Source organism: Fontibacillus phaseoli (genome assembly GCF_003337355.1).
GTDB lineage: Bacteria > Bacillota > Bacilli > Paenibacillales > Paenibacillaceae > Fontibacillus > Fontibacillus phaseoli.
The window spans coordinates 749069-775173 of the sequence record NZ_QPJW01000001.1 but is presented as its reverse complement, the minus strand read 5'-3'; the positions used below and the strand labels follow the sequence as shown (position 1 = coordinate 775173).

General features: G+C 50.5%; 29 protein-coding genes. 2 read left to right on the top strand and 27 right to left on the bottom strand.

Annotated features, from left to right (window positions below; all coding sequences use genetic code 11):
- Positions 1-54: 54 nt before the first annotated feature.
- A complete protein-coding gene (locus DFP94_RS03790) occupies positions 55-1185 on the bottom strand; it encodes a M20/M25/M40 family metallo-hydrolase (protein WP_114495090.1) in 1131 nt (376 codons plus the stop codon).
- A gap of 82 nt (positions 1186-1267) precedes the next feature.
- Between DFP94_RS03790 and prli42 the strand changes: the two genes are divergently transcribed.
- Entirely contained in the window at positions 1268-1366 is a 99-nt protein-coding gene (prli42, locus tag DFP94_RS26265; RefSeq protein WP_114495089.1) for a stressosome-associated protein Prli42, read from the top strand.
- Here the strand turns inward: prli42 and lipB are convergent.
- The 5 genes from lipB to lpdA all read right to left on the bottom strand — a co-directional run bounded on the left by lipB (position 1356) and on the right by lpdA (position 7056).
- Positions 1356-2060, bottom strand: a complete 705-nt coding sequence (lipB, locus tag DFP94_RS03780) for a lipoyl(octanoyl) transferase LipB (protein ID WP_114495088.1) — start codon at positions 2058-2060, stop codon at positions 1356-1358. The two genes, prli42 and lipB, sit on opposite strands and share 11 nt — an antisense overlap.
- A gap of 26 nt (positions 2061-2086) precedes the next feature.
- The gene (locus DFP94_RS03775; protein WP_114495087.1) at positions 2087-3469 is read right to left on the bottom strand and encodes a dihydrolipoamide acetyltransferase family protein; all 1383 of its coding nucleotides are present in this window, start codon (positions 3467-3469) and stop codon (positions 2087-2089) included.
- 27 nt (positions 3470-3496) lie between these two features.
- Positions 3497-4483: an alpha-ketoacid dehydrogenase subunit beta gene (locus DFP94_RS03770; RefSeq protein WP_114495086.1), complete on the bottom strand. Its 987-nt coding sequence runs from the start codon at positions 4481-4483 to the stop codon at positions 3497-3499.
- A gap of 2 nt (positions 4484-4485) precedes the next feature.
- Complete coding sequence (locus tag DFP94_RS03765) at positions 4486-5511, bottom strand: thiamine pyrophosphate-dependent dehydrogenase E1 component subunit alpha (protein WP_114495085.1); 1026 nt, start codon at positions 5509-5511, stop codon at positions 4486-4488.
- A gap of 123 nt (positions 5512-5634) precedes the next feature.
- Positions 5635-7056: a dihydrolipoyl dehydrogenase gene (gene lpdA / locus DFP94_RS03760; protein WP_114495084.1), complete on the bottom strand. Its 1422-nt coding sequence runs from the start codon at positions 7054-7056 to the stop codon at positions 5635-5637.
- 150 nt (positions 7057-7206) lie between these two features.
- On the opposite strand from lpdA, the gene DFP94_RS03755 reads away from it, so the two are divergent.
- The gene (locus DFP94_RS03755; RefSeq protein ID WP_114495083.1) at positions 7207-7500 is read left to right on the top strand and encodes a DUF2627 domain-containing protein; all 294 of its coding nucleotides are present in this window, start codon (positions 7207-7209) and stop codon (positions 7498-7500) included.
- A 229-nt stretch (positions 7501-7729) separates the two neighbouring features.
- Here the strand turns inward: DFP94_RS03755 and DFP94_RS03750 are convergent, their stop codons facing one another.
- From DFP94_RS03750 to accB, 21 genes are all read right to left on the bottom strand, one after another.
- Positions 7730-7945: a hypothetical protein gene (locus DFP94_RS03750; RefSeq protein ID WP_114495082.1), complete on the bottom strand. Its 216-nt coding sequence runs from the start codon at positions 7943-7945 to the stop codon at positions 7730-7732.
- A gap of 57 nt (positions 7946-8002) precedes the next feature.
- Entirely contained in the window at positions 8003-8605 is a 603-nt protein-coding gene (locus DFP94_RS03745) for a methyltransferase family protein (protein ID WP_114495081.1), read from the bottom strand.
- Between the two features lie 11 nt (positions 8606-8616).
- Positions 8617-9663: a cation diffusion facilitator family transporter gene (locus tag DFP94_RS03740; protein ID WP_114495080.1), complete on the bottom strand. Its 1047-nt coding sequence runs from the start codon at positions 9661-9663 to the stop codon at positions 8617-8619.
- Positions 9656-9982: an ArsR/SmtB family transcription factor gene (locus DFP94_RS03735; protein WP_114495079.1), complete on the bottom strand. Its 327-nt coding sequence runs from the start codon at positions 9980-9982 to the stop codon at positions 9656-9658. The genes DFP94_RS03740 and DFP94_RS03735 overlap by 8 nt, the downstream gene beginning before the upstream one ends.
- 241 nt (positions 9983-10223) lie before the next feature.
- Positions 10224-11024 carry a sporulation transcription factor Spo0A gene (gene spo0A / locus DFP94_RS03730; protein WP_114495078.1) on the bottom strand — a complete coding sequence of 267 codons (801 nt, stop codon included), beginning with the start codon at positions 11022-11024 and terminating at the stop codon, positions 10224-10226.
- 227 nt (positions 11025-11251) lie between these two features.
- Positions 11252-12580, bottom strand: coding sequence for a SpoIVB peptidase (spoIVB, locus tag DFP94_RS03725; protein ID WP_114495077.1), 1329 nt, complete (start codon positions 12578-12580; stop codon positions 11252-11254).
- A 192-nt stretch (positions 12581-12772) separates the two neighbouring features.
- Positions 12773-14497, bottom strand: coding sequence for a DNA repair protein RecN (gene recN, locus DFP94_RS03720; protein ID WP_114495076.1), 1725 nt, complete (start codon positions 14495-14497; stop codon positions 12773-12775).
- 72 nt (positions 14498-14569) lie between these two features.
- A complete protein-coding gene (gene ahrC, locus DFP94_RS03715) occupies positions 14570-15019 on the bottom strand; it encodes a transcriptional regulator AhrC/ArgR (RefSeq protein ID WP_114495075.1) in 450 nt (149 codons plus the stop codon).
- On the bottom strand, positions 15016-15516 hold the full coding sequence (locus tag DFP94_RS03710; RefSeq protein ID WP_114495074.1) for a hypothetical protein: 501 nt from the start codon (positions 15514-15516) through the stop codon (positions 15016-15018). Before DFP94_RS03710 ends, ahrC begins: the two co-directional genes overlap by 4 nt.
- Positions 15517-15672: 156 nt before the next feature.
- Positions 15673-16521, bottom strand: a complete 849-nt coding sequence (locus DFP94_RS03705; RefSeq protein WP_114495073.1) for a TlyA family RNA methyltransferase — start codon at positions 16519-16521, stop codon at positions 15673-15675.
- A gap of 108 nt (positions 16522-16629) precedes the next feature.
- Positions 16630-18537 (bottom strand): 1-deoxy-D-xylulose-5-phosphate synthase, encoded by a 1908-nt coding sequence (gene dxs, locus DFP94_RS03700; protein ID WP_114495072.1) that lies wholly within the window; start codon positions 18535-18537, stop codon positions 16630-16632.
- Between the two features lie 115 nt (positions 18538-18652).
- Positions 18653-19555 carry a polyprenyl synthetase family protein gene (locus DFP94_RS03695; RefSeq protein WP_425459224.1) on the bottom strand — a complete coding sequence of 301 codons (903 nt, stop codon included), beginning with the start codon at positions 19553-19555 and terminating at the stop codon, positions 18653-18655.
- Positions 19548-19805, bottom strand: a complete 258-nt coding sequence (gene xseB, locus DFP94_RS03690; protein WP_114495071.1) for an exodeoxyribonuclease VII small subunit — start codon at positions 19803-19805, stop codon at positions 19548-19550. The genes DFP94_RS03695 and xseB overlap by 8 nt, the downstream gene beginning before the upstream one ends.
- Complete coding sequence (gene xseA / locus DFP94_RS03685; protein WP_114495070.1) at positions 19780-21159, bottom strand: exodeoxyribonuclease VII large subunit; 1380 nt, start codon at positions 21157-21159, stop codon at positions 19780-19782. The genes xseB and xseA overlap by 26 nt, the downstream gene beginning before the upstream one ends.
- A 35-nt stretch (positions 21160-21194) precedes the next feature.
- Positions 21195-22052 carry a bifunctional methylenetetrahydrofolate dehydrogenase/methenyltetrahydrofolate cyclohydrolase FolD gene (folD, locus tag DFP94_RS03680; protein WP_114495069.1) on the bottom strand — a complete coding sequence of 286 codons (858 nt, stop codon included), beginning with the start codon at positions 22050-22052 and terminating at the stop codon, positions 21195-21197.
- A gap of 43 nt (positions 22053-22095) precedes the next feature.
- On the bottom strand, positions 22096-22551 hold the full coding sequence (gene nusB / locus DFP94_RS03675) for a transcription antitermination factor NusB (RefSeq protein ID WP_114495068.1): 456 nt from the start codon (positions 22549-22551) through the stop codon (positions 22096-22098).
- 185 nt (positions 22552-22736) lie between these two features.
- Entirely contained in the window at positions 22737-22970 is a 234-nt protein-coding gene (locus tag DFP94_RS03670; RefSeq protein ID WP_114495067.1) for a DUF2273 domain-containing protein, read from the bottom strand.
- A gap of 11 nt (positions 22971-22981) precedes the next feature.
- On the bottom strand, positions 22982-23524 hold the full coding sequence (gene amaP, locus DFP94_RS03665) for an alkaline shock response membrane anchor protein AmaP (RefSeq protein ID WP_114495066.1): 543 nt from the start codon (positions 23522-23524) through the stop codon (positions 22982-22984).
- 81 nt (positions 23525-23605) lie between these two features.
- Positions 23606-24013 carry an Asp23/Gls24 family envelope stress response protein gene (locus tag DFP94_RS03660; RefSeq protein ID WP_114495065.1) on the bottom strand — a complete coding sequence of 136 codons (408 nt, stop codon included), beginning with the start codon at positions 24011-24013 and terminating at the stop codon, positions 23606-23608.
- 136 nt (positions 24014-24149) lie between these two features.
- Positions 24150-25493: an acetyl-CoA carboxylase biotin carboxylase subunit gene (accC, locus tag DFP94_RS03655; RefSeq protein ID WP_114495064.1), complete on the bottom strand. Its 1344-nt coding sequence runs from the start codon at positions 25491-25493 to the stop codon at positions 24150-24152.
- 60 nt (positions 25494-25553) lie between these two features.
- Positions 25554-26042, bottom strand: a complete 489-nt coding sequence (gene accB / locus DFP94_RS03650) for an acetyl-CoA carboxylase biotin carboxyl carrier protein (RefSeq protein ID WP_114495063.1) — start codon at positions 26040-26042, stop codon at positions 25554-25556.
- Between the last annotated feature and the right edge of the window lie 63 nt (positions 26043-26105).

Here is a 26105-nt window from a genome sequence, read left to right as displayed (position 1 = left end):
CCGGGCAGCCCACTGCTACCTAGACGGCTATTGCCGTTTATTCTGAAACTTGGACTATTTTATGGACTGGGACACGATTTCAAGCGCGAATTCCGCAACTTTGACGATATCGTCCGCTTTGATCCGTTCCTCGGTAGTGTGAATATTCTCGTACCCGACCGCCAGATTTACGGTTGGAATCCCGAAGCCGTTAAACACATTGGCATCGCTGCCTCCGCCGGAAATAAAGGTGCTGCCTGACAAGCCCAATTGAACCGCCGCTTTTTTGGCAAGCACAACTACCTCGTCTTCATCGGAAAAATGAAACGCCGGATAGGCAAGATCACTGTTGAAGTTAAACCGGGTTCCGTAATCCCGGCATACGGATTCCACCGCTTCCTTCATACCCTCGATCTGTTTGTTGATCTTGTCGAGCGACGTGCTTCGCGCTTCCGCGTACAGTTTCACGTAATCCGGCACGACATTCGTTTCGCCGCCGCCTTCAAACTTGCCGATGTTGGCGGTTGTAGTCTCATCAATCCGTCCGAGGTTCATCCGGGCAATCGCTTTGCCGGCTACTTGAATGGCACTGATGCCATCCTCGGGATTGACTCCGGCATGAGCCGATTTCCCGTAAATTTCGATATCGATCTGAGCCCGGGTTGGAGCGCCGACACAGATCGAGCCCACCTCGCCGTTCGAATCTATGGCGAATCCGTATTTGGCTTTCAGCAGGCTGGCATCCATCGCCCGAGAACCGGCAAGGGCCAACTCTTCGCCGGCGGTGATGACGAATTGGATCTGTCCATGCGGCAGGTTCTTCTCCCGCAGCACTTTGATGACTTCAAACAACGCGGCAACCCCCGCTTTATCGTCAGAGCCGAGAATCGTGGTGCCGTCACTGCGAATCCATCCATCCTCGCCGATGACCGGTTTGATCCCGTTGCCTGGCGCAACCGTATCCATATGGCAGGTGAACAAGAATGGAGCAACGTCCGCCATATCCTCTCCGCTTGCCTTCAACGTTGCAACCAGATTCCCCGCGCCATGGCCATTTCTCAAGGCGGAATCATCCTCGACAACATCAAGTCCCAGCTCACTAAACTTGGCAATTAAAGTATCGGCTATCCGGCGTTCATGTTTTGTTTCGCTATCGATCTGCACCAGTTCCAGAAACTGGTCAATTACTCTATCCTTGTTGATCACTGGACTTTCCTCACTTTCATTTTTACGATATTATAAAGAGTAACTGTTCAAAATTATTGTCCAAGAAGGGAAATTATGAATTATGCAAAAAAAAGGGTTTAAAATCGTCGTTTTTTTGATGCTGTTCGCTATGGTCGCTTCTACGCTAATCGCTTTGCTTGAACCATTTTTCATTCGTTAATAAAAGAGTTATCCGCCGATATAGCCCCCGTATAACCAAACAATTCGTTGAAATGCGGGATGATGCCTTGCGCTGCTTCCTCTACCGTGAAGGAACGGCCGGTCACGTCCTCCAGCGAAGTAACTCCGTACTCCTGAATGCCGCAAGGAACGATCCCGCGGAACCCTTCCTCCTGAATACCTGACTTGACGTTAAAAGCAAAGCCGTGACTTGTGATAAATCCTTTGCGATGTCGGCACTTGTTGAATTTCACGCCGATGGCACAAATTTTTTCGTCCCCGACCCAAACGCCGGTATATTCCGGCTTTCTTGACCCTTCGATTCCAAACTGCGCCAAATAATTCATGATGACCTGCTCCAGGTTCCGTAAATAGCCGTGCAAATTAAGGCCTTTTCCGCCGTCGAGCCACAATAGCGGATATCCGACGAGTTGGCCGGGACCGTGATATGTAATATCCCCGCCGCGGTCGATTTCAAACAAGGCGATCCCTTGCTGGCGGAGCTGTTCCGGCCCAAGCAGCAAATGCTCGGGATGCCGCTGCGAACCGATCGTAAAAGTCGGCGGATGCTGAAGCAGCAGCAGATGTTCCTTCTGCTGCTGCTCATCAATCGCTTTGACGATTTGCTTCTGTTTTTCCCAGGCTTCACCGTATTCGATCTCAGGGATGTATGAGATATTAATGGATTTCGCCATGCTGATTTACCTCCAAATCTTTACGATCAATAGACTTGAGTATCCAGGGAATAGCTTTCCATATTATCTTTAACGCGCTGCATGAATCGTCCGCAAATGACCCCGTCCAAAATCCGGTGATCAAGGGACAAGCAAAGATTCGCCATCGACCGGACCGCAATCATATCATTGATCACGACCGGCTTCTTCACGATCGACTCGAATGTGAGAATAGCGGCCTGCGGGTAATTAATGATCGGCTGGGTCAAAATCGATCCGAATGAACCGGTATTGTTCACGGTGAAAGTTCCGCCCTGCATGTCGTCCAGCTTGAGTTTCCCGGCTCTTACCTTGGAAGCCAAGTCTTCGATTTCGCGGGCCAGACCGGCGATATTTTTCTGATCGGCCTTTTTGATGACCGGTGTCAACACGGAATCTTCCGTACCGACGGCCAGCGAAATGTTGATATCCCGTTTTACGATAATTTTGTCCACGGCCCAAACCGAGTTCATAATCGGATAATCTTTAATCGCGCTGACTACCGCTTTAAGCAGAAACGCAAGATAAGTCAGATTGACTCCTTCTTTTTTCTTGAACTCGTCCTTGATCTTGTTCCGCAACTGCACAAGGTTGGTGACGTCGACTTCGATCATCATCCAGCCATGCGGAATTTCCGAGACGCTTTGGCGCATCCGGGTAGCGATCGTATTTCGAATCGGGGTTACATCGATGAAGTACTCCGAACGGTCGCCGCCTTCCACTTCAATGGTAGGAATCCGTGGTGTTTCCGTCAAATGCAAACCGGAATGGCGCACCGGCTCGAACGCAGCCCGGCTCAGATCCGCCGAAATGCCGCCTGGCGCTACCTGCACTTGAGGCTGTTGTACCGGTACAGATTGAGGTACTGCTGCTGTCGTCGTAGACGGCGCTAATGCAAGTGCCCCTGCGCCACCATTTTCGATAAAGGCTAGCACATCTTTACGCGTGATACGTCCGCCAAGTCCCGTGCCGGGTACGGAGCGGAGATCGATTCCGTGCTCGGCGGCCAGCGTCTGGACGGCCGGAGAGTACCGGTGGCGCTGCGAAGAGTCTGTCGTTTCGGCAGTCGTGACGCCTGCGGATTGACCTGCCTCTGCCTTCGGCTGTTCACCGGAAGCAGTCGCTGCGGAAGGAGTCGGTTCCGTCTCGATCCGGCAAATCACCGTACCGACCGAAATCTCCTGGCCTTCCTCGGCCAACAGTTCGCCCATGATTCCGTCCAGCGTGGAAGGAATCTCGGCGTTGACTTTATCGGTGATGACTTCACAGATCGGTTCATATTGTTCTACCTTGTCGCCAGGCTTCTTCAGCCACTTTCCGATCGTGGCCGATACCAACGATTCCGCAAGCTGAGGCATAACGACATCGGTTAATTGTTTATTGGATGGCATATCTCACTCACTCCCATTTACAGGCTATTAAAAAAGCGCTAATTGCGTCATCGCTTCTTTAACTTTGTCCTTGCTGAGCATAAAGAACTTTTCCATCGGCGGGCTGATTGGCATAGCCGGCACGTCCGGCCCGCAAAGTCTTTGGATCGGCGCATCCAGCTCGAACAGACACTCTTCGGAGATGATCGCCGCCACTTCGGCGCCGACGCCGCCCGTTTTATTGTCTTCATGAACAATCAGCACCTTGCCTGTTTTGCGAGCGGATTCTATAATCGCTTCGCGGTCAAGCGGCTGGATCGTGCGGAGATCCAAAATATGAGCGCTGATACCTTGCTCGGCTTCCAGTTCAGCCGCGGCCTGCATCGCAAAGTGCAACGGCAAGCTGTAGCCGATGACCGTAATATCGGTTCCTTCACGAAGCACGTTCGCCTTGCCGATCGGTACGATGTAATCGTCCTCCGGCACGTCTTCCTTGATCAGCTTGTAGCATTTCTTGTTCTCGAAGAACAAGACCGGATCGGGATCTCTGACTGCAGCCTTTAACAAACCCTTTGCGTCATACGCGGAATATGGAGCAACGATCTTCAATCCTGGTGTTCCGAAAAAGATCGATTCCGGGCACTGGGAATGATACAATCCACCAAAGATTCCTCCGCCGATAGGAGCGCGAACGACTACCGGACAGCTCCAGTCATTGTTGGAACGGTAACGGATCTTTGCCGCTTCGCTGATAATCTGGTTCGTAGCCGGAAGCATGAAATCGGAGTACTGCATTTCCGCGATCGGCTTCATGCCGTACATCGCGGCTCCGATAGCCACGCCTGCTATCGCGGACTCGGCGAGCGGAGTATCCATGACCCGCAGTTCGCCAAATTGTTCCTGCAAACCTTTGGTGGTCGTAAATACGCCGCCCTTCACGCCCACGTCTTCCCCAAGCACAAACACGTTCTCGTCCCGCTCCATCTCTTCTTTCATCGCAAGACGGATCGCATCGATATATTCCATCACCGGCATGATTAAACCTCCCCTTCGCCTGCGTAAACGTGCAGGAGCGTATCTTCCGGCTTCGGAAACGGAGCTTGTTCGCCCTTTTCGATCGCATTCTTCAACTGCTGCGAGATTTCCCGCAGCAGCGCTTCTTCCTGTTCCTCGCTCCATAAGCCGTAGTCGATCAGATACGCCTTCATTTTCGGAATGCCGTCTTTTTTCCAATTCTCATCGACTTCTTCCTTGGTCCGGTAAGCCAGATCATTATCGGAAGTGGAATGCGGGGACAACCGGTACATCATCGCTTCGATCAGTGTCGGTCCTTCACCGCGAACGGCGCGTTCGCGCGCCTCTTTAACTACCCGGTAAACCTCGAGCGCGTCGTTGCCGTCCACGCGGATGCCCGGGAACCCGTAACCTTGGGCCCGATCGGCCACTTTACCGCCAAGCTGTTTGGTGGTCGGAACGGAAATCGCATATTGGTTGTTTTCGCACATAAAAATCACCGGAAGTTTCTGTACCCCGGCAAAGTTCAAGCCTTCGTGAAAATCCCCCTGATTGCTGGAGCCCTCACCGAAGGTTACAAACGAAACGATATCTTTCTTCTGCATTTTAGCCGCCAATGCAATTCCGACTGCATGAGGAACTTGCGTAGTCACCGGGCTGGACCCGGTTACGATGCGGAGCCGTTTGGACCCGAAATGCCCGGGCATTTGACGGCCGCCGCTGTTCGGATCATCCGCTTTGGCAAATGCCGAGAGCATCAATTCCGTCAAACTCATACCGACGGACAGAACGAAGCCGTAATCGCGATAATACGGCAAGAAGTAATCCCGTTCACGGTCAAGAGCAAACGCCGCAGCAACCTGCGCCGTTTCCTGTCCGATTCCGGAGACGTGAAAATTGATCTTGCCTGCCCGCTGCAGCAACATATTCCGTTCGTCGAACTTCCGCGCGAGCAGCATATATTTGTACATGTCCACGACTTCGGCATCCGACATTCCGAGCTGCTCATGTTTTGGCTGAGTTGTTGTTGATGAACTTTTTGCATTCATGGGAGTTTACCTCCTTAAATTGGTACCCGAGTCGAATCTTATGCTCATCTTAAAACCTGGTACTAAGACTTGGGATAACCCTATTATAATCCCTTTTGACTTAAAAAGAAAATAATAGTTGGATCAGAGGGCCAGAGCTTGTCCATCGATAGCAAGCGCCGCTTCCCCAATGATTTCCGACAGGGAAGGATGCGCGAATACCATTTGTCCGATTTCCCACGGTGTGGCGTCCAGAAGCTGGGCCAGCGCCGCTTGGGCAATCAATTCGGTAGCGTGGGCTCCGATGATTTGAACGCCCAGCAGGTCGTTTGTCTTGGCATCGGCCACCATTTTCAGAAACCCTTCGCGTTCGCCCTGAACCAGCGCTTTGCCGATTGCCGAGAAAGGAACTTTAGCCGTCTTGACATCCCGTCCTTTTTGCTTCGCTTCCTTCTCGCTCCATCCGACGGATGCTACCTCTGGCCGCGAGTATACGCATCGAGGAACTTGTGCCGTAATGTAGCCGTGAGCAGGTTCGCCCGCCAAATGGTTAACGGCGACCAAACCCTCATGACTTGCCGCATGCGCCAGCTGAAGGCCGCCGATGCAATCCCCGATGGCATAAATATGAGGCTCCGTCGTCTGCATCTGTTCATTGACGCGAATGAAGCCCTGATGCAGGCCGATATCGGTGTTTTCAAGTCCGATATTTTCTACATTGGCTTGCCGTCCCACTGATACCAGCAGCTTGTCTCCTTGCAGGACAGTCACATCTTCCCCGCTCTGCGCGGAAATATGTACGCAGCCGTCCTTCACTTCGAAAGATTCCGTAAGTACCTTGACTCCGGTCATTACCGTAATGCCCCGCCGTTGCAGTTGTTTTTGCAGTTCACGCGCCACTTCTTCATCTTCGGACGGAAGCAGTTGTTCCGCCGCTTCGAGCAAAGTAACTTGAACGCCGAAATCGTTTAACAGGGAGGCCCACTCCACGCCAATGACTCCCCCGCCGATAATCAGCATCGAGGCAGGAAGTTCCTCCATAATCATGGCCTCATCGCTGCTCAACACATGGGTTCCGTCCGGTGCCAAACCCGGAAGTGTACGAGGACGAGACCCGGTGGCAATAATCAGATTACTAGGCACGACGGTTTCCATTTCGCCGTCGCTGAGTTCCACCGCGACCGCGCCGCTTTTGGGCGAGAAAATGGAAGGTCCGATAATCCGGCCTTTTCCCTGAATGACTTGGATTTTATTTTTACGCATCAAATATTGAACGCCTTTATGAAGCTGATCGACGATTGCTTGCTTTCTCTCCTGCACTTTCGGAAACACGAGCGTGACGCCGTTTGCCTCAATCCCGAAGCTCGCGCTGTCTTTCATCTGGGCATACAGCTCCGCACTCCGCAATAAGGCTTTGCTTGGAATGCAACCTCGGTGCAAACATGTGCCGCCGATTTTGTCCTGCTCGATGATTACGACCTCTTTACCGAGCTGGGCCGCGCGGATTGCGGCGATATATCCTCCGGTGCCGCCGCCAAGTACTGCAACATCGCATGAAATAGCCATCTTCTACTCTCCACCATTCCTTTTAAATTAACCTTTTATCATTGTACCTTGTTTTCGGACTAATACAAATCGGCTCTGAAATAGACAGAATTTAAAGAAAACGGTATGATAATTAAAATAACTGCAGATGAAAGGAAGACGCTTGTACCGATGAAACTGATGATATCCAGGTTTATTGCCGTCATCATTTTGGTCATCCCCGGAATCGCTGCCATGACTGGCTTCCTTAAAATGAAGGATGCCCTGTTCCTATATCTGTCGCAGCACGGAGACGAGACGCTGACTGCCGTATCGTTTGACTGGCTGAACTTTCTGGTTGGCCTGCTGCTTTTTGCTGTCGGAATCGGATTTCTGGGCGGCTGGATTTTCTTCCGGGACCGCAAGCGGAATTACGCCGGACCGAGAAAAAAGGCCCGAAAAGCGGCATCCAATACCCAGCCCTAAACCTTATCCCAAAGTTAAAAAGTTCATCGAGCCCTTCATAAGGAGTGCAGCGTATTACCTTTTGTTCTGACATTAAAACGCTTGCTTAGCGGCCGGCGTCATTAGTTTAGAAAATACCATTTTTCAGGTGCTTTTATTTTTGATTGCAGCCACCTTGTTATCCGGAACGATATTCTATGTAAAAAATTCAAAAAAATCTTTCCCACTAATTCCGCGGGAAAGATTTTTTTCACTCATATAATGCATCTCTCAATTTACTGGACATTCGCGGGCTATTTCCGGAAGTTTGCCGAAGAATCGTTTTACGGAGCCTGACGTTTTCCGCGCTTAAATTCTCCACTTTCTCTATCAATTCGCGAACCATTTCCTGGTCTTCCTTGCTTAGTGCGGGATGCTGCAGCAACTTCCGCTGGGGATCCAAGTTCAATTCATTGTGATCCGGCATCTTATCCCCTCCAATGGCATGTTTACACAACATCACAATTGTAACATGGCATGACCATTATATGAACCAGAGATACCTGGGGGTATCGACCGCGTACTTTTGGTAGACTTCCCCGAAAGTTTGATTCAAGTGCTTTTCTTCCTGACGGATCAGCAGATGGAATAGAATCAGGTTACAAACGCCTACGCCTATATTTAACGTGTTTGGATACATCAGCATGAAGCCGATGAACATCAGATCGAAGCCAACGAAAGCGGGATTCCTGCTGAAACGGTATAAACCATCTCTTACAAGAGCCGTTTGGGTCGTTTTGTCGATCCCCACTCTCCAGGAGGACTTCATGTAAAGCATCGCTATAATAAAGATCAATACTCCAAAGGCCGTAATCGCACTCCCTGTCCAACTAACCCATCCAGCTGCCGAAAAGGTCTTTAACCACCCGCCCAAGCTCCCCGAACTGTATGCAAACCAGAGAATCCCCCATATCGCTGAAAAAAACTTCACTCCGGTCTCCACAATCCTTGTGGCGTCTGGCTTACCTTTCTTGCCTAGAACATGGGCTTGAATGCCTTGCTTTTTTGACAAGAGCCACAACTTGAGACTATAACTGACCAAAAAAATAATGAACAGCGACAGACTTACCACATCTCTGATGTCCATACTTCACCTTCCTAGACCAACAGAGCGGAATGCCGGATGAGCGGGGTTTCGATCTGGATCGTGACGTGCGTGATAGAAAATTGTTGTTCCAGCAGCAAAATCGCCTCTTGCAATACTCTCTGTTGATCCTCCTGCTCCCCAATCAGCAAGTGACAGCTGAGCGAATCCATACCCGAGGTAATCGACCAAATGTGCAAATCATGCACTTCTCGTACGCCTTGAATATGTTCCAAATTCCGCTTGACCTCATCCTGATCGATACTGCCAGGCACGCCCTCCATCAAGACATGAATGGATTGAGCGATGACTCCCCAGGCACCTTTCAGAATCAGCAAAGCGACCAGCACGCTTACGATAGGGTCAAAAATATACCAGCCGAACGCCCACATCACAACCCCGCCTATAATGGCGCCTACCGAACCGAGCGCATCGCCCAATACGTGCAGGTAAGCACTGCGGAAATTAATGTTACCTTTGACGTCCCCTTTTTTGAGTAGAGCCCAAGCACTGGCCAAGTTGGCCAGCAAACCGATAATGGCAATAAGCATCATAGGTCCGCTTGATACCGTTGGCGGATCGAAAAACCGTCCGTACGCCTCCCAAATGATAAATCCGGCAATGACAAACAGGGTAATCCCGTTCAACAGGGCGGCCAGAATTTCGGTACGGTAGAAACCGTAGCTTTTACTTGGAGATGCCGGACGGGCGGCAAACCAGATCGCAAGAAGACTAAGCACCAGTGAACTGGCATCGCTAAGCATATGGCCTGAATCAGACAATAAAGCCAAACTGTTTGTAAATAGGCCGCCGAAAAATTCCAGAACCGCTATCGAAGCCGTTATCAGCAACGCGATCAACAGGCCTTTCTTATTTCCCGATCTGGCGCCGTGATGATCGTGAACATGTCCATGTCCATGTCCATGTGCGTGTGCGTGAGCATGTGAATGACTTCTTCTGGACCGATGATTATGGTCATGGGAAGGGTGGTCTTTTCCGTGGCCGTGTTCGTGATCATGTTGATGATCATGTTGGTCTTCTTTATGTTCGTGTTTACGCATGATCTGTCCCTCCTTCGCAACTCGCATGCTCAATGGCTTGTCTCAACAGCGAAATGACGTGGTCGTCATCACAGCTATAGTACATGGTATTGGCAGACCTTCTGAACTTCACAAGCCGCAAATTACGCAAAAAACTCAGTTGGTGGGAAACCGCGGATTGCGACAAACCCAGCACCTCAGACATATGCGTCACGGAACATTCCTCTTCCGCGAGCAGATATAATATCCGGATGCGTGTAGGATCCGCCAATGCTTTAAAAATCGTCGACACCTGGTCAATGGTCGTTTCGGTTAAAAATGAATGTGTGTCCTTTTCCATGTCGTACCACTCCTATAACGGTATATGAGCATATGCTCATATATAGATTAGCACTGGAGGATTTTTATGTCAATCCCATAAAAGCAAAAAACGGTTTCTCATCCGGAACAATCCCGGAAAGAAACCGCCTTTTAGGTTGGCAAAAATTATGTTTGCGCTGTTTGCGTTTAGGTTTATGTTTTTAGATCTGGATTTTCCCATGTTGTCATCCTTCAAGCCGTCATTTATCTTTCGGATCCTTTCACGACACCTTGTGCTCAATCCGCAGCTTATCGGCCACCATGGCAATAAATTCGCTATTCGTCGGTTTGGATTTGCTGATATTGATCGTGTATCCGAACAGATGGCTGATGGAGTCGATGTTGCCCCGTGTCCATGCTACCTCGATCGCATGACGGATAGCACTCTCTACGCGGGACGGCGTGGTTTTGAATTTTTCGGCGATAGCCGGATATAACGTTTTGGTGATAGCGCCCAAAATTTCGATGTTATTGTACACCATAGTAATGGCTTCGCGTAAGTATTGATACCCTTTAATATGAGCCGGAACACCGATTTCATGTATGATTGACGTAATGTTTGCGTCTAAATTTTTTCCTTTTCCCAAAGGGACCACGTTAGATTTTGCGAAAGTAACGGAGGTTGTGCCACTGGTGGTCGTTACGCCGACTAGCTGGCGAATCCGATTTGCAAGCACCTCCATGTCAAACGGTTTGAGGATATAGTAAGATGCCCCCAATTGAACGGCCCGCTGTGTGATGTTCTCCTGACCGAAAGCAGTCAGCATGATGATTTTGGGTTGCGGATTGAGATTGATTTCCCGCAGACGCTCCAATACGCCGAGTCCATCCAGATGCGGCATAATAATGTCCAGAATCAACACATCCGGCACCTTGGAAGCATTGTCGATCATCTCCAGCACTTCTTCCCCGTTATAAGCAATCCCTGAGACGACCATATCGTCCTGCCCCGAAATATATTCCGCGAGCAAATTTGTAAATTCCCGGTTATCATCCGCCAACAAAACTTCAATTTTCTGCACTGACTTTTGTCCTCCTTAGGTAATGTTTAAGTATTCTTTCTTTTCTCTTCTTCCAGAATAAGGATTCGACATGCAAAAGTAAATTCCTTCTGTCGAAAATTATTTTTCTTTATTTTTTTATTTTGTTGATATATAATAATTTATTTATTTACAAATTTTTGTTTTATTCAACTTCGTTCGACAAAATCATTGTTTTTTTCATCATTACATAAAAAATCTTAAGGCGATTAACCCGCCTTAAGATTTTGGGAAGAACTATTGCCTTGCAGTATGCCTGCATCCTGAAGCATCCATTCGATGAAACAACCATACCCCGAACGCGGATCATTCACAAAAACATGAGTTACCGCGCCGATCAGCTTGCCGTTTTGAATAATCGGACTGCCGCTCATCCCTTGGACGATGCCTCCGGTCTTCTCGATGAGTCTGGGATCGGTAATCCTGAGTACGATGCCTTTCGTTTCGGGAGCGCTCTGCTTGGATACATGAACGATTTCGATTCTATATCTTTCCACCTTCTGCCCCTCAACGACCGTCAGTATTTCCGCCTGCCCCTCCTTGACCTCTTCGGAAAATGCTACGGGAATCGAAGTTTGATACACACTGTGATCGGGATTTTGTTTCATTTTTCCGAATATCCCAAAGTGCGTATTGCGTTCAATATTCCCCAGAGTTTTTCCTTCTTTGATGAAATGAGCCCTTTTTTCCCCCGGTTCGCCGCTCTCGCTCTTGGAAATTGAAGTTACGCTCGATTGAAGAATTTCTCCGCTTCCCACAACGATCGGAGTCTGGGTATTCATATCGGTAATAACGTGTCCCAGCGCGCCATAGACTCCCTGGTCCGGTGCATAAAAAGTCAGCGTTCCGACACCCGCTGCGGAATCGCGGATGTATAAACCGAGTCTCCAGGCGCGATCCTGATCGTCAAATGCAGGGGATAACGAAGTGTTAAAAGATTTTCCGCCCCGGGTATAGGTTAACTGCAGCGGCTTATTGGTTTTTCCCGCCTTCCCGGCCATCTCGGCGACATCTTTGACGTCCTTGAGACGAACGCCGTCAATGTGCGTAATTAAATCGCCGACCTTAAGACCGGCGGCTTCTCCGGGCGAAAGCTTCCTGTTGTTGTCGCTAACCTGATGATGCCCGACAACCAGGATGCCGGCTGACTTCACCTTGACACCGATGGTCTGGCCACCGGGAATCACCTTCAAATCGGGGATGACATTCAACTTTACCGTTTTTAGAGGGATTTGACCGAATAATTTCATGCGAAGCTTGGCTTCTCCACTGTGCACCGGGGACAAGTTAACCGGATTTTCTAGGGATACGGTCATCGATGGAACCGCCTGTCCGTTTAACATAACGACGTCGGGCCGATCTACACTGATGCTTGCCTGCACAGGCAGAGCAAGATGAATTTGCCTGCCTTGGCCCTGAAACAAACGAAGCTCGTCCGGCAGTTGCGGCAGGCGGTCTTCAGCAGCGGAGGTACACAGGAAACAAAAGAAGAAGGCAAAAAAAAGGCCGAGCAGTCTTTTCCTGAGGTTAGGGTTCAATGGCTGTCACGCTCCCTTAGCTTCTTTCGCTTGACGAAAAGGTGGTCGCCAATTGCGTACCTATAAGATACCCCGGGTCAGGCCTTTTATTACTGTCAATCATTGTCCCGGCCAACAAAGTGATTGTTAAAAAAACATTTTTTGATTTCCATGGGAGCTCTTGCAGCGAGACATTTCAACTAAAGTCCACAATTAAAACGAATCCTTCTGAGCTTTGGCCAGATTAAGCATTTCCTGGGCATGGTGTTTCGTCTTTTCTGTAATTTCCACACCGCCCAACATTCGGGCAAGCTCCGTTACACGTTCACCTTCGCTAAGTTCTTCCACTCGGGTCATCGTCCGGCCGTCTGCGACCACCTTTTCGATCAGATACTGCTGGTCCGCCATGCAAGCCACTTGAGGCAGATGTGTTATGGAAAAGACCTGACAGGTCTGCGACAATCGGTACAACTTTTCGGCGATCGACTGGGCAGCGCGTCCACTGACGCCGGTATCCACTTCGTCAAAAATAAGCACCGCTACCTCGTCATGCCTTGCAAAAATACTCTTGAGGGCAAGCATGATCCGCGACAGCTCGCCGCCTGATGCAATTTTGCTGAGCGGGCGGAGCGGTTCACCAGGATTTGGTGAAATCAGAAACTCGGCATTATCGATGCCTTGTTTGCCCGGCCGAATTTTAGTCCCTTCCCAATCCAGGCCGTGAGGATCTTCATTCCAAGAAAGCTTTACCTGAAGCGAAGTCCTGCCCATTTGCAAATCCTTAAGCTCATTTTCGATTTGTCCGGCCAATTCTTCGGCTTTTCTGCGGCGAACCTGACTTAGATTGACGGCCTTGTCCATCAGAACTGACAGCAATTGTTCCCGGCGGGCATGCAACTGCTCCAAAAGCTCGTCTTTATTTTCAAGTGTATCCGTTTCTTTGGAGATTTTATCGTAGTATTCCAAAATACCTTCAACACTATCCCCGTATTTCCGCCGTAAAGTGGCAATCAGATCCAAGCGGTCCTCCACTTCATCGAGCCGTTCCGGGTTGAATTCAATGTTCTCGCGGTACGATCTTAAACCGAAAGAAGCATCCTCCAATTGGTAATAAGCCGACTGTAACTGTTCAAGCAATGGATTAACATGCTTGCTGTCAAAAGCAGCCACCTCGTTCAAGCGGGATATGGCCTTGGCCACCGCCTCAAGACCTTGGGATCCGTAAAGCAGCTCATAAGCCTTCGAAATGGAATCCATCATTTTCTCGCTATGGGATAGTCTGACCTTTTCTTCGCCAAGCAATTCATCTTCTCCCGGTATTAAACTTGCAGCAGAAATCTCCTCCAGTTGAAACCGGTACAAATCCAGCATTTGCAATGCTTGCTGATTTGTACTGCGCAGGTCGTTCCATTCTTTGTTCACTTTAATAAAACTCGCATACGTCTCTTGATAATCTCCTTTAACGGTTGCGATTTCATGACCGCCGTAAGCGTCAAGTAATTCCAGATGGCGTTCGGGACGAAGCAGCGTCTGGTGCTCATGTTGTCCGTGCAAATTAATCAGACTTTCCCCGATCTCACGCAGCATCGTCAAATTCACAAGCTGTCCATTGATTCTGGCCGTGCTTTTACCCTGCACGCTGATTTCGCGCCGAATGATCAGTGCCTCGGAAGGATCGCCGCCGATGCCGAATCCTGCCAGCACGGCCCATACCGAATGTGCCTCCGGCAGATCAAAGGAGGCTTCCATTTCCGCCCTGTCGCAGCCATAACGGATTAAATCAGCAGAGCCGCGCCCCCCAGCAATCAGACCCAGCGCATCGATGATGATGGATTTACCGGCCCCCGTCTCCCCGGTCAGTACGTGAAACCCTTGATGGAAAGTAAGGTCCACCGCTTCAACCACAGCCAAATTACGAATCGATAAATGGACAAGCAACGTTCTGCACTCCCTTCGAGAGCAAAAATAAGGAATCAATATTATTGCTTTACAGAAAAAATCAACCTCATTTTAAGAGATGAAACCCATAATTTGATCAATTATAAACCGGCTGTATTCTTCGTTCCGGCAAATCATCAGAATCGTATCATCGCCGCAGATCGTTCCAAGCAAGTCGGGCCACTCCATATTGTCAATCAATACGGCTACCGAATTGGCTGTGCCCGGCAGACATTTCACAACGACCAAGTTGCCGGTGTGATCGATATGGACAAAGCTGTCCACCAACGCCCGCTGAAGCTTCTGAACAGGATTATAGCGCTGAGCGGTCGGCATGGAATATTTGTATCTGCCGTCGTCCATCGGCACCTTGATCAGCATGAGCTCCTTGATATCCCGCGATACCGTGGCCTGCGTTACTTGAAAACCAGCCCTTCTCAGAGCTTCGACCAGATCGTCCTGCGTTTCGATTTCCTGATTTGTAATAATCTCGCGTATTTTAATATGTCTTTGACCCTTCATAACGTCCTCCATGTCCCCTCACGGGCTGATTCGTCTTCATCTTCATCCGTCGTTAAGGCAATTTCTTTGAGGGTACCCTGCTCTATGTCCAAATACAGTAATCCTGCACACTCAGGATACAGAAGCAAATAAGGCAAAAGATCTTTCCTCAGACCGCTGCCTGTCCACTCGATGGGCAACCGTTCACGCGCCGTTCTTACCAGATAGAATTCCCCAGCCTTGACCGCGATGTAGTCGATAAACAACCGGCTGTGCAAAATCTGGTGATCCACTTTAAAAGCAAGCGGTACCTTCAGCTTGTCGCTAACCACTTCATAGCCGGCCGCTTCCAGCAAATCTACGGCGGGATGCTCCAATATTTCCTCGTTCATCTCGAATCCGATGCCGGATCTCAACGTAAACGGCTTACGTACCCAGGAACGAAAACCTCGGTATCCGAGATAAAGCGCCACTCCGGCAATAACCGCCATCAGCAGACTGTCGGAATATTCCCCCATACGAAAATCACCTCAAAAGACATATTCGACGAAGATCTCCTCAGCTCCTGTCACTCGGAGTCATTTTAAGTTGAGGTTCCTGAAATTCATGATTTTGAGTTATTTTCATTATAGGGAACGTTTGTTCTCTTGGCAAGATGACAAATTAAAAACCCGTCATTTCGACGGGTTTACATGAAAAGTCTGGGTCGCTTCCTCAATGACCCGGCGGGCCATTTGACCGATTTGTTCCTGCTTCGCATCACTTAGTCCTTCATCAACCTCGGACAGGCCAAAGTGCACCAAGAACTCAATATTCCCCTCTCCGCCGGTGATGGGGGAAAAAGTAAGTCCTTTAATGCTAAAGCCAAGCTCCCTTGCAAAATTAAGTACCGTCTGTAACACTTCCTGATGTACCTTGGAATCGCGTACAACCCCGGATTTCCCTACTTTCTCGCGCCCCGCTTCAAACTGCGGCTTAATGAGAGCCGCGATATCGGCCGGACGTTTCAACAGATCAAGTAAGGGAGGCAAAATGATTTTCAACGAAATAAACGAAACATCGATACTGGCGAAGTCCGGAACCGGTCCGTCCAGATCGGCCGGTGTCATGTAGCGGAAATTGGTCCGCTCTTTAACATTTACGCGTTCATCATTTCTAAGGGACCAGTCCAGTTGATTATAGCCTACATCGATGGCATAGACATAGCGCGCTCCATTTTGGAGGGCGCAATCCGTAAAGCCTCCGGTGGAAGAGCCGATATCCAGCATGGTTCTTCCGTGCAGATCGATGCCGAATGTTTTGAGCGCCTTTTCCAGCTTCAATCCGCCTCGGCTCACATAGGGATGCACTGCTCCCTTCACGGTAAGCGGAATTTCCCGCGACACTTTGGTCCCTGCTTTCTCGATCCTCTCCGTCCCGCTGAGTACAAGGCCGGCCATAATGGCCGCCTTCGCTTTTTCCCTGCTGTCAAAAAAACCCTGCTCGACAAGCAGGACATCAATACGTTCTTTGGATACTGACATGAGATTCTCCTGACTTTCCCGGTGAAAGGAGAAACTCGCGGACGGGAGTCCGTCAGCGAGCTTGCACCCTCCCTATTTTAAAATCTTTAATCCTATTGTTGTCGATATTTAGGAAGGCTTGACCTTCTTGCCGAATGCAAACTGCTGGCCAGAGCGAAATTGCTGCACTTCGCGGACCACCGCATCAGCCGTTAGTCCGACTTCCTGTAGTTGTTCCTTGATGCTTCCATGCTCGATGAAACGGTCCGGAACGCCCATAAGAGAAATATCCAGGCCGGAAAGCCCGTGATCCGCATAAAATTCCAGCACTGCGCTTCCGAGGCTTCCTGCTTGCGAAGCTTCCTCCAGAACAATCATCTTGCTGCCGCTTTGCGCCAGGCTAAGCAGCATGCCCTCGTCTAGCGGCTTCAGGAACCGTGCATTCACTACCGTTGCCTGAATACCTTCACGTTTCAGCGTCTCTACTGCTTCCTCAGCCACCTGAATCATCGGCCCGACGGCCATAATGACAGGACCTTCCCCTTCGCGCAGCATTTCCCAACTGCCGATCGGAATCGGTACCAGTTTCTCATCCATCGGAACGCCCGGCACATTGACCCGAGGATAGCGGTAAGCAATCGGGCCGTCGTTGTAGTCCAGCGCGGTCTTCATCATATGGCGCAGTTCATTTTCGTCCTTCGGCATCATAAGCACAATATTCGGAATATGGCGCAGAAACGCGATATCGAACACGCCCTGATGCGTTTCCCCATCGGCACCGACAAATCCCGCCCGGTCAATGGCGAACATGACGTTCGCGTTATGACGGCAAATATCATGCACGATCTGATCATATGCGCGCTGCATGAAGGTCGAATACACGGCAAACACCGGCTTCATCCCTTCCATCGCAAGCGCGGCGCACATCGTGGCCGCATGCTGCTCGGCGATACCGACATCGATCATGCGCTCCGGGAAACGCTGTGCGAACTTAACCAATCCGGACCCCCCGGGCATGGCCGGAGTAACGGCGACGATCCGCTCGTCCTGTTCGGCCAGCTCGATCAGCGTCTGCCCGAATACATCGGTGTACATCGGGTTTCCAACCGCTTTTAGGACTTGGCCCGATTCGATTTTATATGGAGTGATGCCATGCCATTTGTAAGAATCCTCTTCCGCTGGCGTATAGCCTTTCCCCTTCGTAGTCAGCACATGGACAAGGACCGGGCCGGAAACGTTGTTGGCCTGATTGAACGAATCGATGAGTCCGGGGAGATCGTGACCGTCCACCGGGCCCAAATACTTGAATCCGAGTTCTTCGAACAATACCCCGGAAACCATCAAATACTTAAGACTGTCCTTCACTCTTTCCGCCGTTTTGGCCAGCTTGCCCCCGATTGCCGGAATTTTCTTCAGCAGTTGCTCCACTTCGTCTTTGGCCCGCAAATAATTGCGGTCGGAACGGATTTTAGTTAAATAATTATGCATCGCACCGACATTGGGGGCAATGGACATTTCGTTATCGTTCAAAATCACCATCAAGTCTTTCTTTTCATGACCGATATGGTTCAGCGCCTCAAAGGCCATTCCGCCCGTCAAGGCACCATCCCCGATAATGGCCACAACCTTGTGATGCTCGCCTTTAAGGTCGCGGGCCAACGCCATCCCCATAGCCGCGGACAGCGAAGTACTGCTATGCCCCGCTTCCCAAACGTCATGATCGCTTTCGCAACGTTTCACAAAGCCGCATAGACCGTTCTGCTTGCGCAGCGTATCGAACCGGTCCATCCGGCCGGTCAGTATTTTGTGGACATACGCCTGATGGCCTACATCAAAAATAAATTTATCCTGCGGGCTGTTATAGCAATAATGCAGAGCCATGGTCAACTCTACCACACCCAGGTTGGATGCTAAATGTCCGCCCGTAACGGATAGCTTTTCAATTAAAAACTGGCGAATTTCGGCAGCAAGCGGAGTCAATTCCTCAATGGAACATGACTTTAAATCGCCAGGCCCTTTAATTTGTGAAAGCAGCACCCAAATTCCCCGCTTTCCTTCATGGATTTCTCTAGGATGATCATTCAGACATGAACTTATTGATAATAACTTATATTATAGCACATGAGCCCGTGATATCGAAATTGACCATGCCTTAATGATCTCTTTGAAGCAAATAATCTGCGATGTCCAGCAGGTTACCCGGGTTAGGAATGCTGCCGTCCGTTATCGCTTCCTTTGCGGTCAAGGTCAGCCGGTCAACCTCGGCGCGGGACGCCTCCAAACCGATGAAATACGGATAGGTAACCTTGCCTTGTTTGACGTCGCTCTGCGTCTTCTTGCCGAGCTTAGCCTCATCTCCCACCAGATCGAGAATATCGTCCTGGATCTGAAAAGCCAAGCCGATGCAACGGCCGTAAGTTTCCAGCGCAGCCAGCTGTGCAGCCGAAGCGGAGGCGACCCGTCCCCCGGCTTTGAGTGAGAACACGATCAGATCGCCGGTCTTATGCTGGTGGATGTATCGGAGTTGTTCCAAACCGGTTAACCCCTGTTCCCCTTCCATGTCAGCAACCTGACCGCCGACCATTCCTGACGGTCCGGCGTAGACGGCGAGTTCCTCGATGATCGAAAGCACGTTATCGGCGCTAACCCCCTGTTGCCGTGATGCTTGAACGATGCTGTAAAATGCATGGGTCAACAATCCGTCACCCGCCAAAATCGCCATCGCTTCCCCAAACACCTTATGATTCGTCAGTTTCCCCCGACGATAGTCATCATCGTCCATCGCCGGCAAATCATCATGGATCAGCGAGTAGGTATGAACCATTTCCACGGCGCAGGCGACGGGCAGCGCAGCCTCCTTGCTCGCGCCCAGCGACTCCGCCGCGGCAATGACAAGGAGCGGCCGCAGCCGCTTGCCTCCGGCCATCAGTGAATATTTCATCGATTTCGTTAAACGGGCCGGCACCTCCCAAAAGTCCGGAAGGATGATTTCGAGGCTGGAACCGACGAGCCCGGAAATTTCCTCGATATAAGGCTTTATCGAAGGCTTATCCAAGGGTATCGCTCTCCTCTGCCAATGAACTGAACGGTTTCTTTCCGATTTCCCCGTCCGCTTCCACGATCATCTCGATCTTCCGCTCTACCTGCGACAGCTTCTGGCTGCAAAGCTGGGAGAGTTGCATCCCCTTTTGAAACAGATCGATCGCCTGCTCCAGCGGCACGTCTCCCCGTTCCAATTGGGACACGATAACCTCGAGTTGATTCATCGCCTCTTCAAAATTAAGACTCTGTTGTTCCTGCGCCATGATCGTCATCCACTCCTTTCCGAATGCCCCAAACTTGGCAATCCAGTTCCCCGTCCGTTATTTTTACTTTCACCATATCTCCCGGTTCCACATCATTCATCGATCTGATCAGCTTTTTGCCCTGTTCGTCGTAGACAAGACTGTAACCCCGTCCCATGACCTTCAGGGGGCTAAGCGCATCGAGCTGCCGGATTCCATACGTCAGCTCTTGCGACTTCTCTCTGAGCAGGGCGGTCATCGCCTGGCGGAGCAGCCGCTCCCCCTCGCTCTGGCGCCGCTTGGCAAAGAGCAGCCCTTCCTGCGGATGGTACCGCAACAATCGCTGATGCAGCCGGTCATGCCGGGCATCCGTCAACTCCTTGCGGGACATCATCCGCGCCTGCAGCCGCGACTTCAGCGTATCCAGCCGCTCCGCGTGCTGGAGCAGCGCCCGCTGCGGCTGCCGCAATGCCGGCGACTGCCCGAGCCGGCGAAGCCGTTCGCGCGCCTGCGTCAGGCGGTGCTGCAAGCCCTGCTGCAGCACCTGCTCGCGCTGGCGCAGCTGCGCCTTCAGCTCGGCCGTGTGCGGCACGGCGAGCTCCGCGGCGGCGGTGGGCGTGGCAGCGCGCAAATCGGCGACGAAATCAGCGATCGTAAAGTCCGTTTCATGGCCGACGGCCGAAATGACCGGGATCGCCGATTCGTAAATTGCGCGCGCGACCGGTTCCTCGTTGAACGCCCACAGCTCTTCGAGCGAACCGCCGCCCCGGCCGACGATCAACACGTCGGCCTCGCCCATATCGTTCAGCGTCTTAATCGCCTTAACGATGGATGCCGCCGCTCCTTTGCCCTGCACCAACACCGGGTACAGGATCACGGAAGCCTGCGGATAACGACGCTGCAGCGTCGTTAAAATGTCTCGTACCGCCGCTCCGGTCGGCGATGTAACGACACCGATTACGCGCGGAAAACGCGGCAGCCCGCGTTTTCGTTCCGGTGCGAACAAGCCTTCCGCTTCCAATTTACCTTTCAACTGTTCATAGGCCAGATATAAGCTGCCGATTCCGTCCGGTTGCATATGCGTGGCATAGAACTGATATTGTCCATCCCGTTCATAGACCGACACATTCCCGCGGGCAATGACCCGGGCGCCTTCCTTCGGAATGAACGGAAGACGCTGGTTATGGGAAGCAAACATGATGCTCTTGATCCGGCTGCTCTCATCCTTCAGTGTAAAATACATATGGCCGCTCGAATGATGCGTGAAATTCGATATTTCGCCACGAATCCATACTTCGGATAATAAGGTGTCCGATTCCATCTTCATCCGGATATACCGGTTTAATTCTTTAATCGATAAAATACTCTGTTCCATGGGGCTTCCCCCCTTTCCGTTCCAGCCTGCCGGACTTAAACCAGGCCGCTCAGTCGTTTAGCTGCAATCAGCGTGTTTTGCATCAGCATCGTGATTGTCATCGGTCCGACGCCGCCAGGGACCGGCGTAATCGGGCCGGAAACTTCCTTCACGCTTTCGAAATCAACGTCCCCGGCCAGTTTGCCGTTATCCAGCCGATTCATGCCGACATCGATGATAACCGCGCCCGGCTTCACGTAAGAAGCATCCACGAAGTTGGCACGTCCAATGGCCACCACCAGAATGTCCGCCTGCTTGGTCAATTCCTTCATGTTGGCGGTACGCGAATGACACATCGTAACGGTTGCGTGCTCACGCTGCAAAAGCAAAGATACCGGTTTGCCAACGATATTGCTGCGTCCGATCACTACCGCATGCTTGCCGGCAATTTCAATGCCGGTCCGCTTGATTAATTCGATAACGCCAGCCGGCGTACATGGAAGCAGACTGTCGTCGCCGATGACGAGGTTGCCCACGTTAACCGGATGGAAACCGTCGACGTCTTTCTCAACGGCAATCGCATCGATCACGGCTTTCTCCTCAATATGTTTCGGCAAAGGCAATTGCACAAGAATTCCGTGAATATTGTCCTGATGGTTCAGCTTGTCCACCAGGGACAAAAGATCTTCCTGGGAAGTGGAATCCGGAAGGCGGTGTACTTCCGAATAATAGCCTAGATCATGGCACGCCTTCTCTTTGTTCCGGACATATACCTGGGAGGCTGGATCTTCTCCAACTAAAACGACGGCGAGCCCGGGCGTTAGTCCTTGCTTTACCAAAAGTTCAACCTGCCCCTTCAGGGCTCCTCGAATTTCCTCCGAAACTTGCTTGCCGTTTATGAGTGGTGCTGACACAGATATCCTCTCCTTATGATCAAGTTAATTATTTTACCAAAAATTATATATTCGCCTTCAACTGGTCCAAATCTTGAATCATTTTACCCAACACGCCGTTGACAAACTTTCCCGAATCGGTCGTGCCGAAATGTTTAGCCAGTTCAATGGCTTCATTGACGGCTACCTTCCCGGGTACATCGTCGCGGAAAACCATCTCATAAACAGCCTGACGCAGCACCTGCCGGTCAACCTTGGACAAACGGCTGATCTGCCAGCCTTTCAAATAATCGGACAGAAGTCCGTCGATCGCTTCCTTCCGACTCCAGGTCCCGTTTACCAGTTCCAGAATATATTCCTTGGCTTTAGCTCCGCTCAAATCGGAGACTTCCACCTCTCCTTCATTCTCGCCGGCAGCTTCGGAAAGCAGCATCGTTACCGCTTCCTCTGCCTCAACCTCGTTCATTTCCATATGATACAAACTTTGCACCGCAATTTCTCTTGCCAATCTTCGTTTCATGGGTTGCCTCCTTAACATGATCTGAGCTTATCTTAATCATGAGCCAAAATTGCTCCGATCATCACGAATTCCAATTTCCTTGTTTAAACTGCATCTTTACGCAAAAAAACCTGTAACATGCTCTCTCCGCAAAACGGGCAAGATGAAAACGGTGCTCTTTTTCCGGAGAAAGCATATCACAGGAATCATTTAAAAGGTCGCCAGCGCGAAACCAGCCAGTTCTTTAACTCGCCCCATGGCAGGAAAGACCCTTGGTCCAAATCCTTGTACTTGCCGATCGTATACCCGACAAATAGCAATAGGGCGCAGAACAACATATTCCAAAATCCGAAAAACAGGTAGATCGGGCATAAAAACACGGCCGCCCCCAGCCCAAGCAGGCGTCCCCTATGACTCTCCCACAGTTGTTTCCAAAACACTTCGCTTCCCCCTATTCAACCCGGCTTTTCATGACAGGCGACTGGACAAGGTTAGCAATATAGACCGACACATAAGACACCGGTATCCCTGTAACTTCTTCTACATGATCATGAACCTGCTTTTGTACTTCCTCGGTCAAGGCAGGGATGGAGGAGTCTCCGTCAACCATGGCCCGAACCATAATTTCAAGGCCTGAATCCGTAATCCGTATTCTCGTCTTGACTTCACGAATGCCTCGAACGCGGGAAGCGGCTTTATAAGACAAGTTCTCGATCGTTTCGGTCGAAATCTGGATATCGCCGTACTCGGTCCGCTGATCAATCGAAGTAAGCGAACGCCGGTCCCGGCGAATGGAGATGTAGAAAAAACGGACGCTGAGCACGAAGAGGATCGAAGACACTACGATCGCCGCTATAAACAACCCGCGGTCTTCCTCAAATTTATCAAGCGAGAAAGGAACCGCATCGCTCAGCAGGAGGATGGCTAATACGGATAATATTCCGATACTCAAGCTGTACACGAACAGCAAAAGTCTGTCCAAAATTTTGGCCACGACGGGAACAGCCCCCTTAATCAATTGTCTGAAACTATAGTAAACCCCTGACGCAGTCGGTCGGGGGTTCGGTGCCAGGTATTATTTCACCCGATGGCTCAATTCAGTTTCTTCATTTCGTTCTGCTGTTTTGAAAATAACGTCGTGAATATGTACGTTGACTTCCACCACAGTCAGTCCGGTCATCGTTTCAATAGAACGCTTGACGTTGCGTTGGATTTCCGTAGCCACTTCCGGCAGACGGTTGCCGTATTCCACGATCACGGATACATCCACAGCCGCTTCGCGCTGTCCGACCTCCACTTTAACGCCTTTGGACAAATTCTTTCTGCCAAGCAGTTCGGCAATGCCGCCGGCAAAACCGCCACTCATTCCGGCAACGCCTATGACCTCAACGGTGGCCAGTCCCGCAATCACTTCAATAACTTCCGGAGCGATTTGGATCTCGCCGATCTCTGTCCGTTCGAATTCCGTAGGTAAAGAACTCATTCTATCATCCACCTCTCAATAAGTATGACGCTCTCTTTAAAGCTTATAATTTAGTCTCAATTATAGCCAAAGACCGCGCACTTATTATAAATACTATATCATTTCGGGTTCATTATGACAAACCGGAGACATGTTTTTAAATCTCGTGTTCTTCCAAAAATTTAATGTCAAAATCACCCTTAAGGAACACTGGATGCTCCAGTAATTTCTGATGGAACGGAATCGTGGTGTGGATGCCTTCGATCGCGAATTCGGACAAAGCGCGCTTCATCTTGGAGATCGCTTCTTCCCGCGTTGCCCCCCACACGATCAGCTTTGCAATCATCGAATCATAGTACGGCGAGATCGTATAGCCCGGATAAGCCGCGCTGTCCACGCGGACCCCAGGTCCGCCCGGAGCGAGATAAAACCCGATTTTGCCGGGAGACGGCATGAAATTACGGAAAGGGTCTTCCGCATTAATCCGGCATTCGATAGCCCATCCGTTCAGTTTCACGTCATCTTGACTAAAAGAGAGCGGATTTCCTTCCGCCACAGAAATCATCTCCTGAATCAGATCAAATCCGGTGACCATTTCCGTGACAGGATGTTCTACCTGTATCCGTGTGTTCATTTCCATGAAATAAAACTGACCGTCCGGACCAAGCAAAAATTCAAGCGTGCCGGCGCCGGAATAATTCACCACCAAAGAGGCACGAACGGCCGCTTCGCCCATTTCCTTCCGCTTCTCGGGCGAAAGCACAGGGCACGGGGCTTCCTCAACCAGCTTTTGGCGGCGGCGCTGCACCGAACAGTCACGCTCGCCTAGATAAACGGCATTTCCGTGCTTGTCGGCAATGATTTGAATCTCGACATGCTTCATTCCGGTCAAGTACTTCTCCAAATAAACCCCGGCATTGCCGAACGCCTTTTGGGCTTCCTGCTGGGCCGTCGTGATCTGCTTGATCAGAGATTCCTCATCCTCGGCAATCCGGATCCCTTTGCCCCCGCCTCCGGCGGTTGCTTTAATGATGACCGGATAACCGATATCGCGGGCAACCATCATCGCTTGATCCAGATCTTCGATCAAACCGTCGGATCCTGGAATAACCGGAACATTCGCCTCTTTCATCGTCTGCTTGGCCACGGCTTTATCCCCCATCTTGGTGATCGCTTCGGGCGAAGGACCGATAAAGGTGATATTGCAAGAACCGCAAATCTCCGCAAAGTCCGCATTTTCAGCCAAGAAACCGTAACCCGGATGAATAGCGTCACATTCGGTCAATGTAGCGACGCTCATCAGATTCGTGAAGTTCAGATAGCTGTCTTTCGATAATGTCGGACCGATGCAATATGCTTCATCCGCAAGCCGGACATGGAGCGAATCTTTGTCCGCTTCCGAATATACAGCAACGGTTGAAATTCCGAGCTCGCGGCAGGCGCGAATAATACGAACCGCAATTTCGCCGCGGTTCGCTATCAATATTTTATGAAATTTCACTTGTTCCCATCCTCCTTGGAAAGCTTACTGCACCTCTTTAATGAGGCGCTGGTACGCATATTACTCCGGCTTCACCAGAAAGAGAGGCTGTCCGTATTCCACGAGTTGTCCGTTTTCTACGAGAATATCGGTAATTTCGCCTTTGATTTCAGCTTCCAGTTCGTTCATCAACTTCATAGCCTCGATAATACAAACCGTCGTTTTCTCTCCAACCCTGTCTCCGATATTCACAAATGAGTTAGCGTCCGGAGAAGCTGCACGATAAAATGTTCCTACCATAGGAGACACGATCGTATGTAGGTTTGCTGCCGGTTCCGCCGGAGTAGCTACCGCTTCCGCTGCAACGTTCGCAACAGCGGCTGGTGCTTGTACAGCCGGTGCGGTTGCGCTTGCGATGCCGGATACTATACTCGGTTGCAGTTGCACCACTTCGCTCTTGCCGGGTTTTCGAATGCAAAGGCGTGCGCCTTCATTCTCGATCTCCAACTCATGTACGGACGTTTTGTCCAACAATTCAATCAATTCCTTGATTTCATCCAATTTAAACATGTACCTGTTCACTCCTTCAGCTTTTTCAAACAAAGCCTTGGCCTTCTTAAGATCTGATCTCAA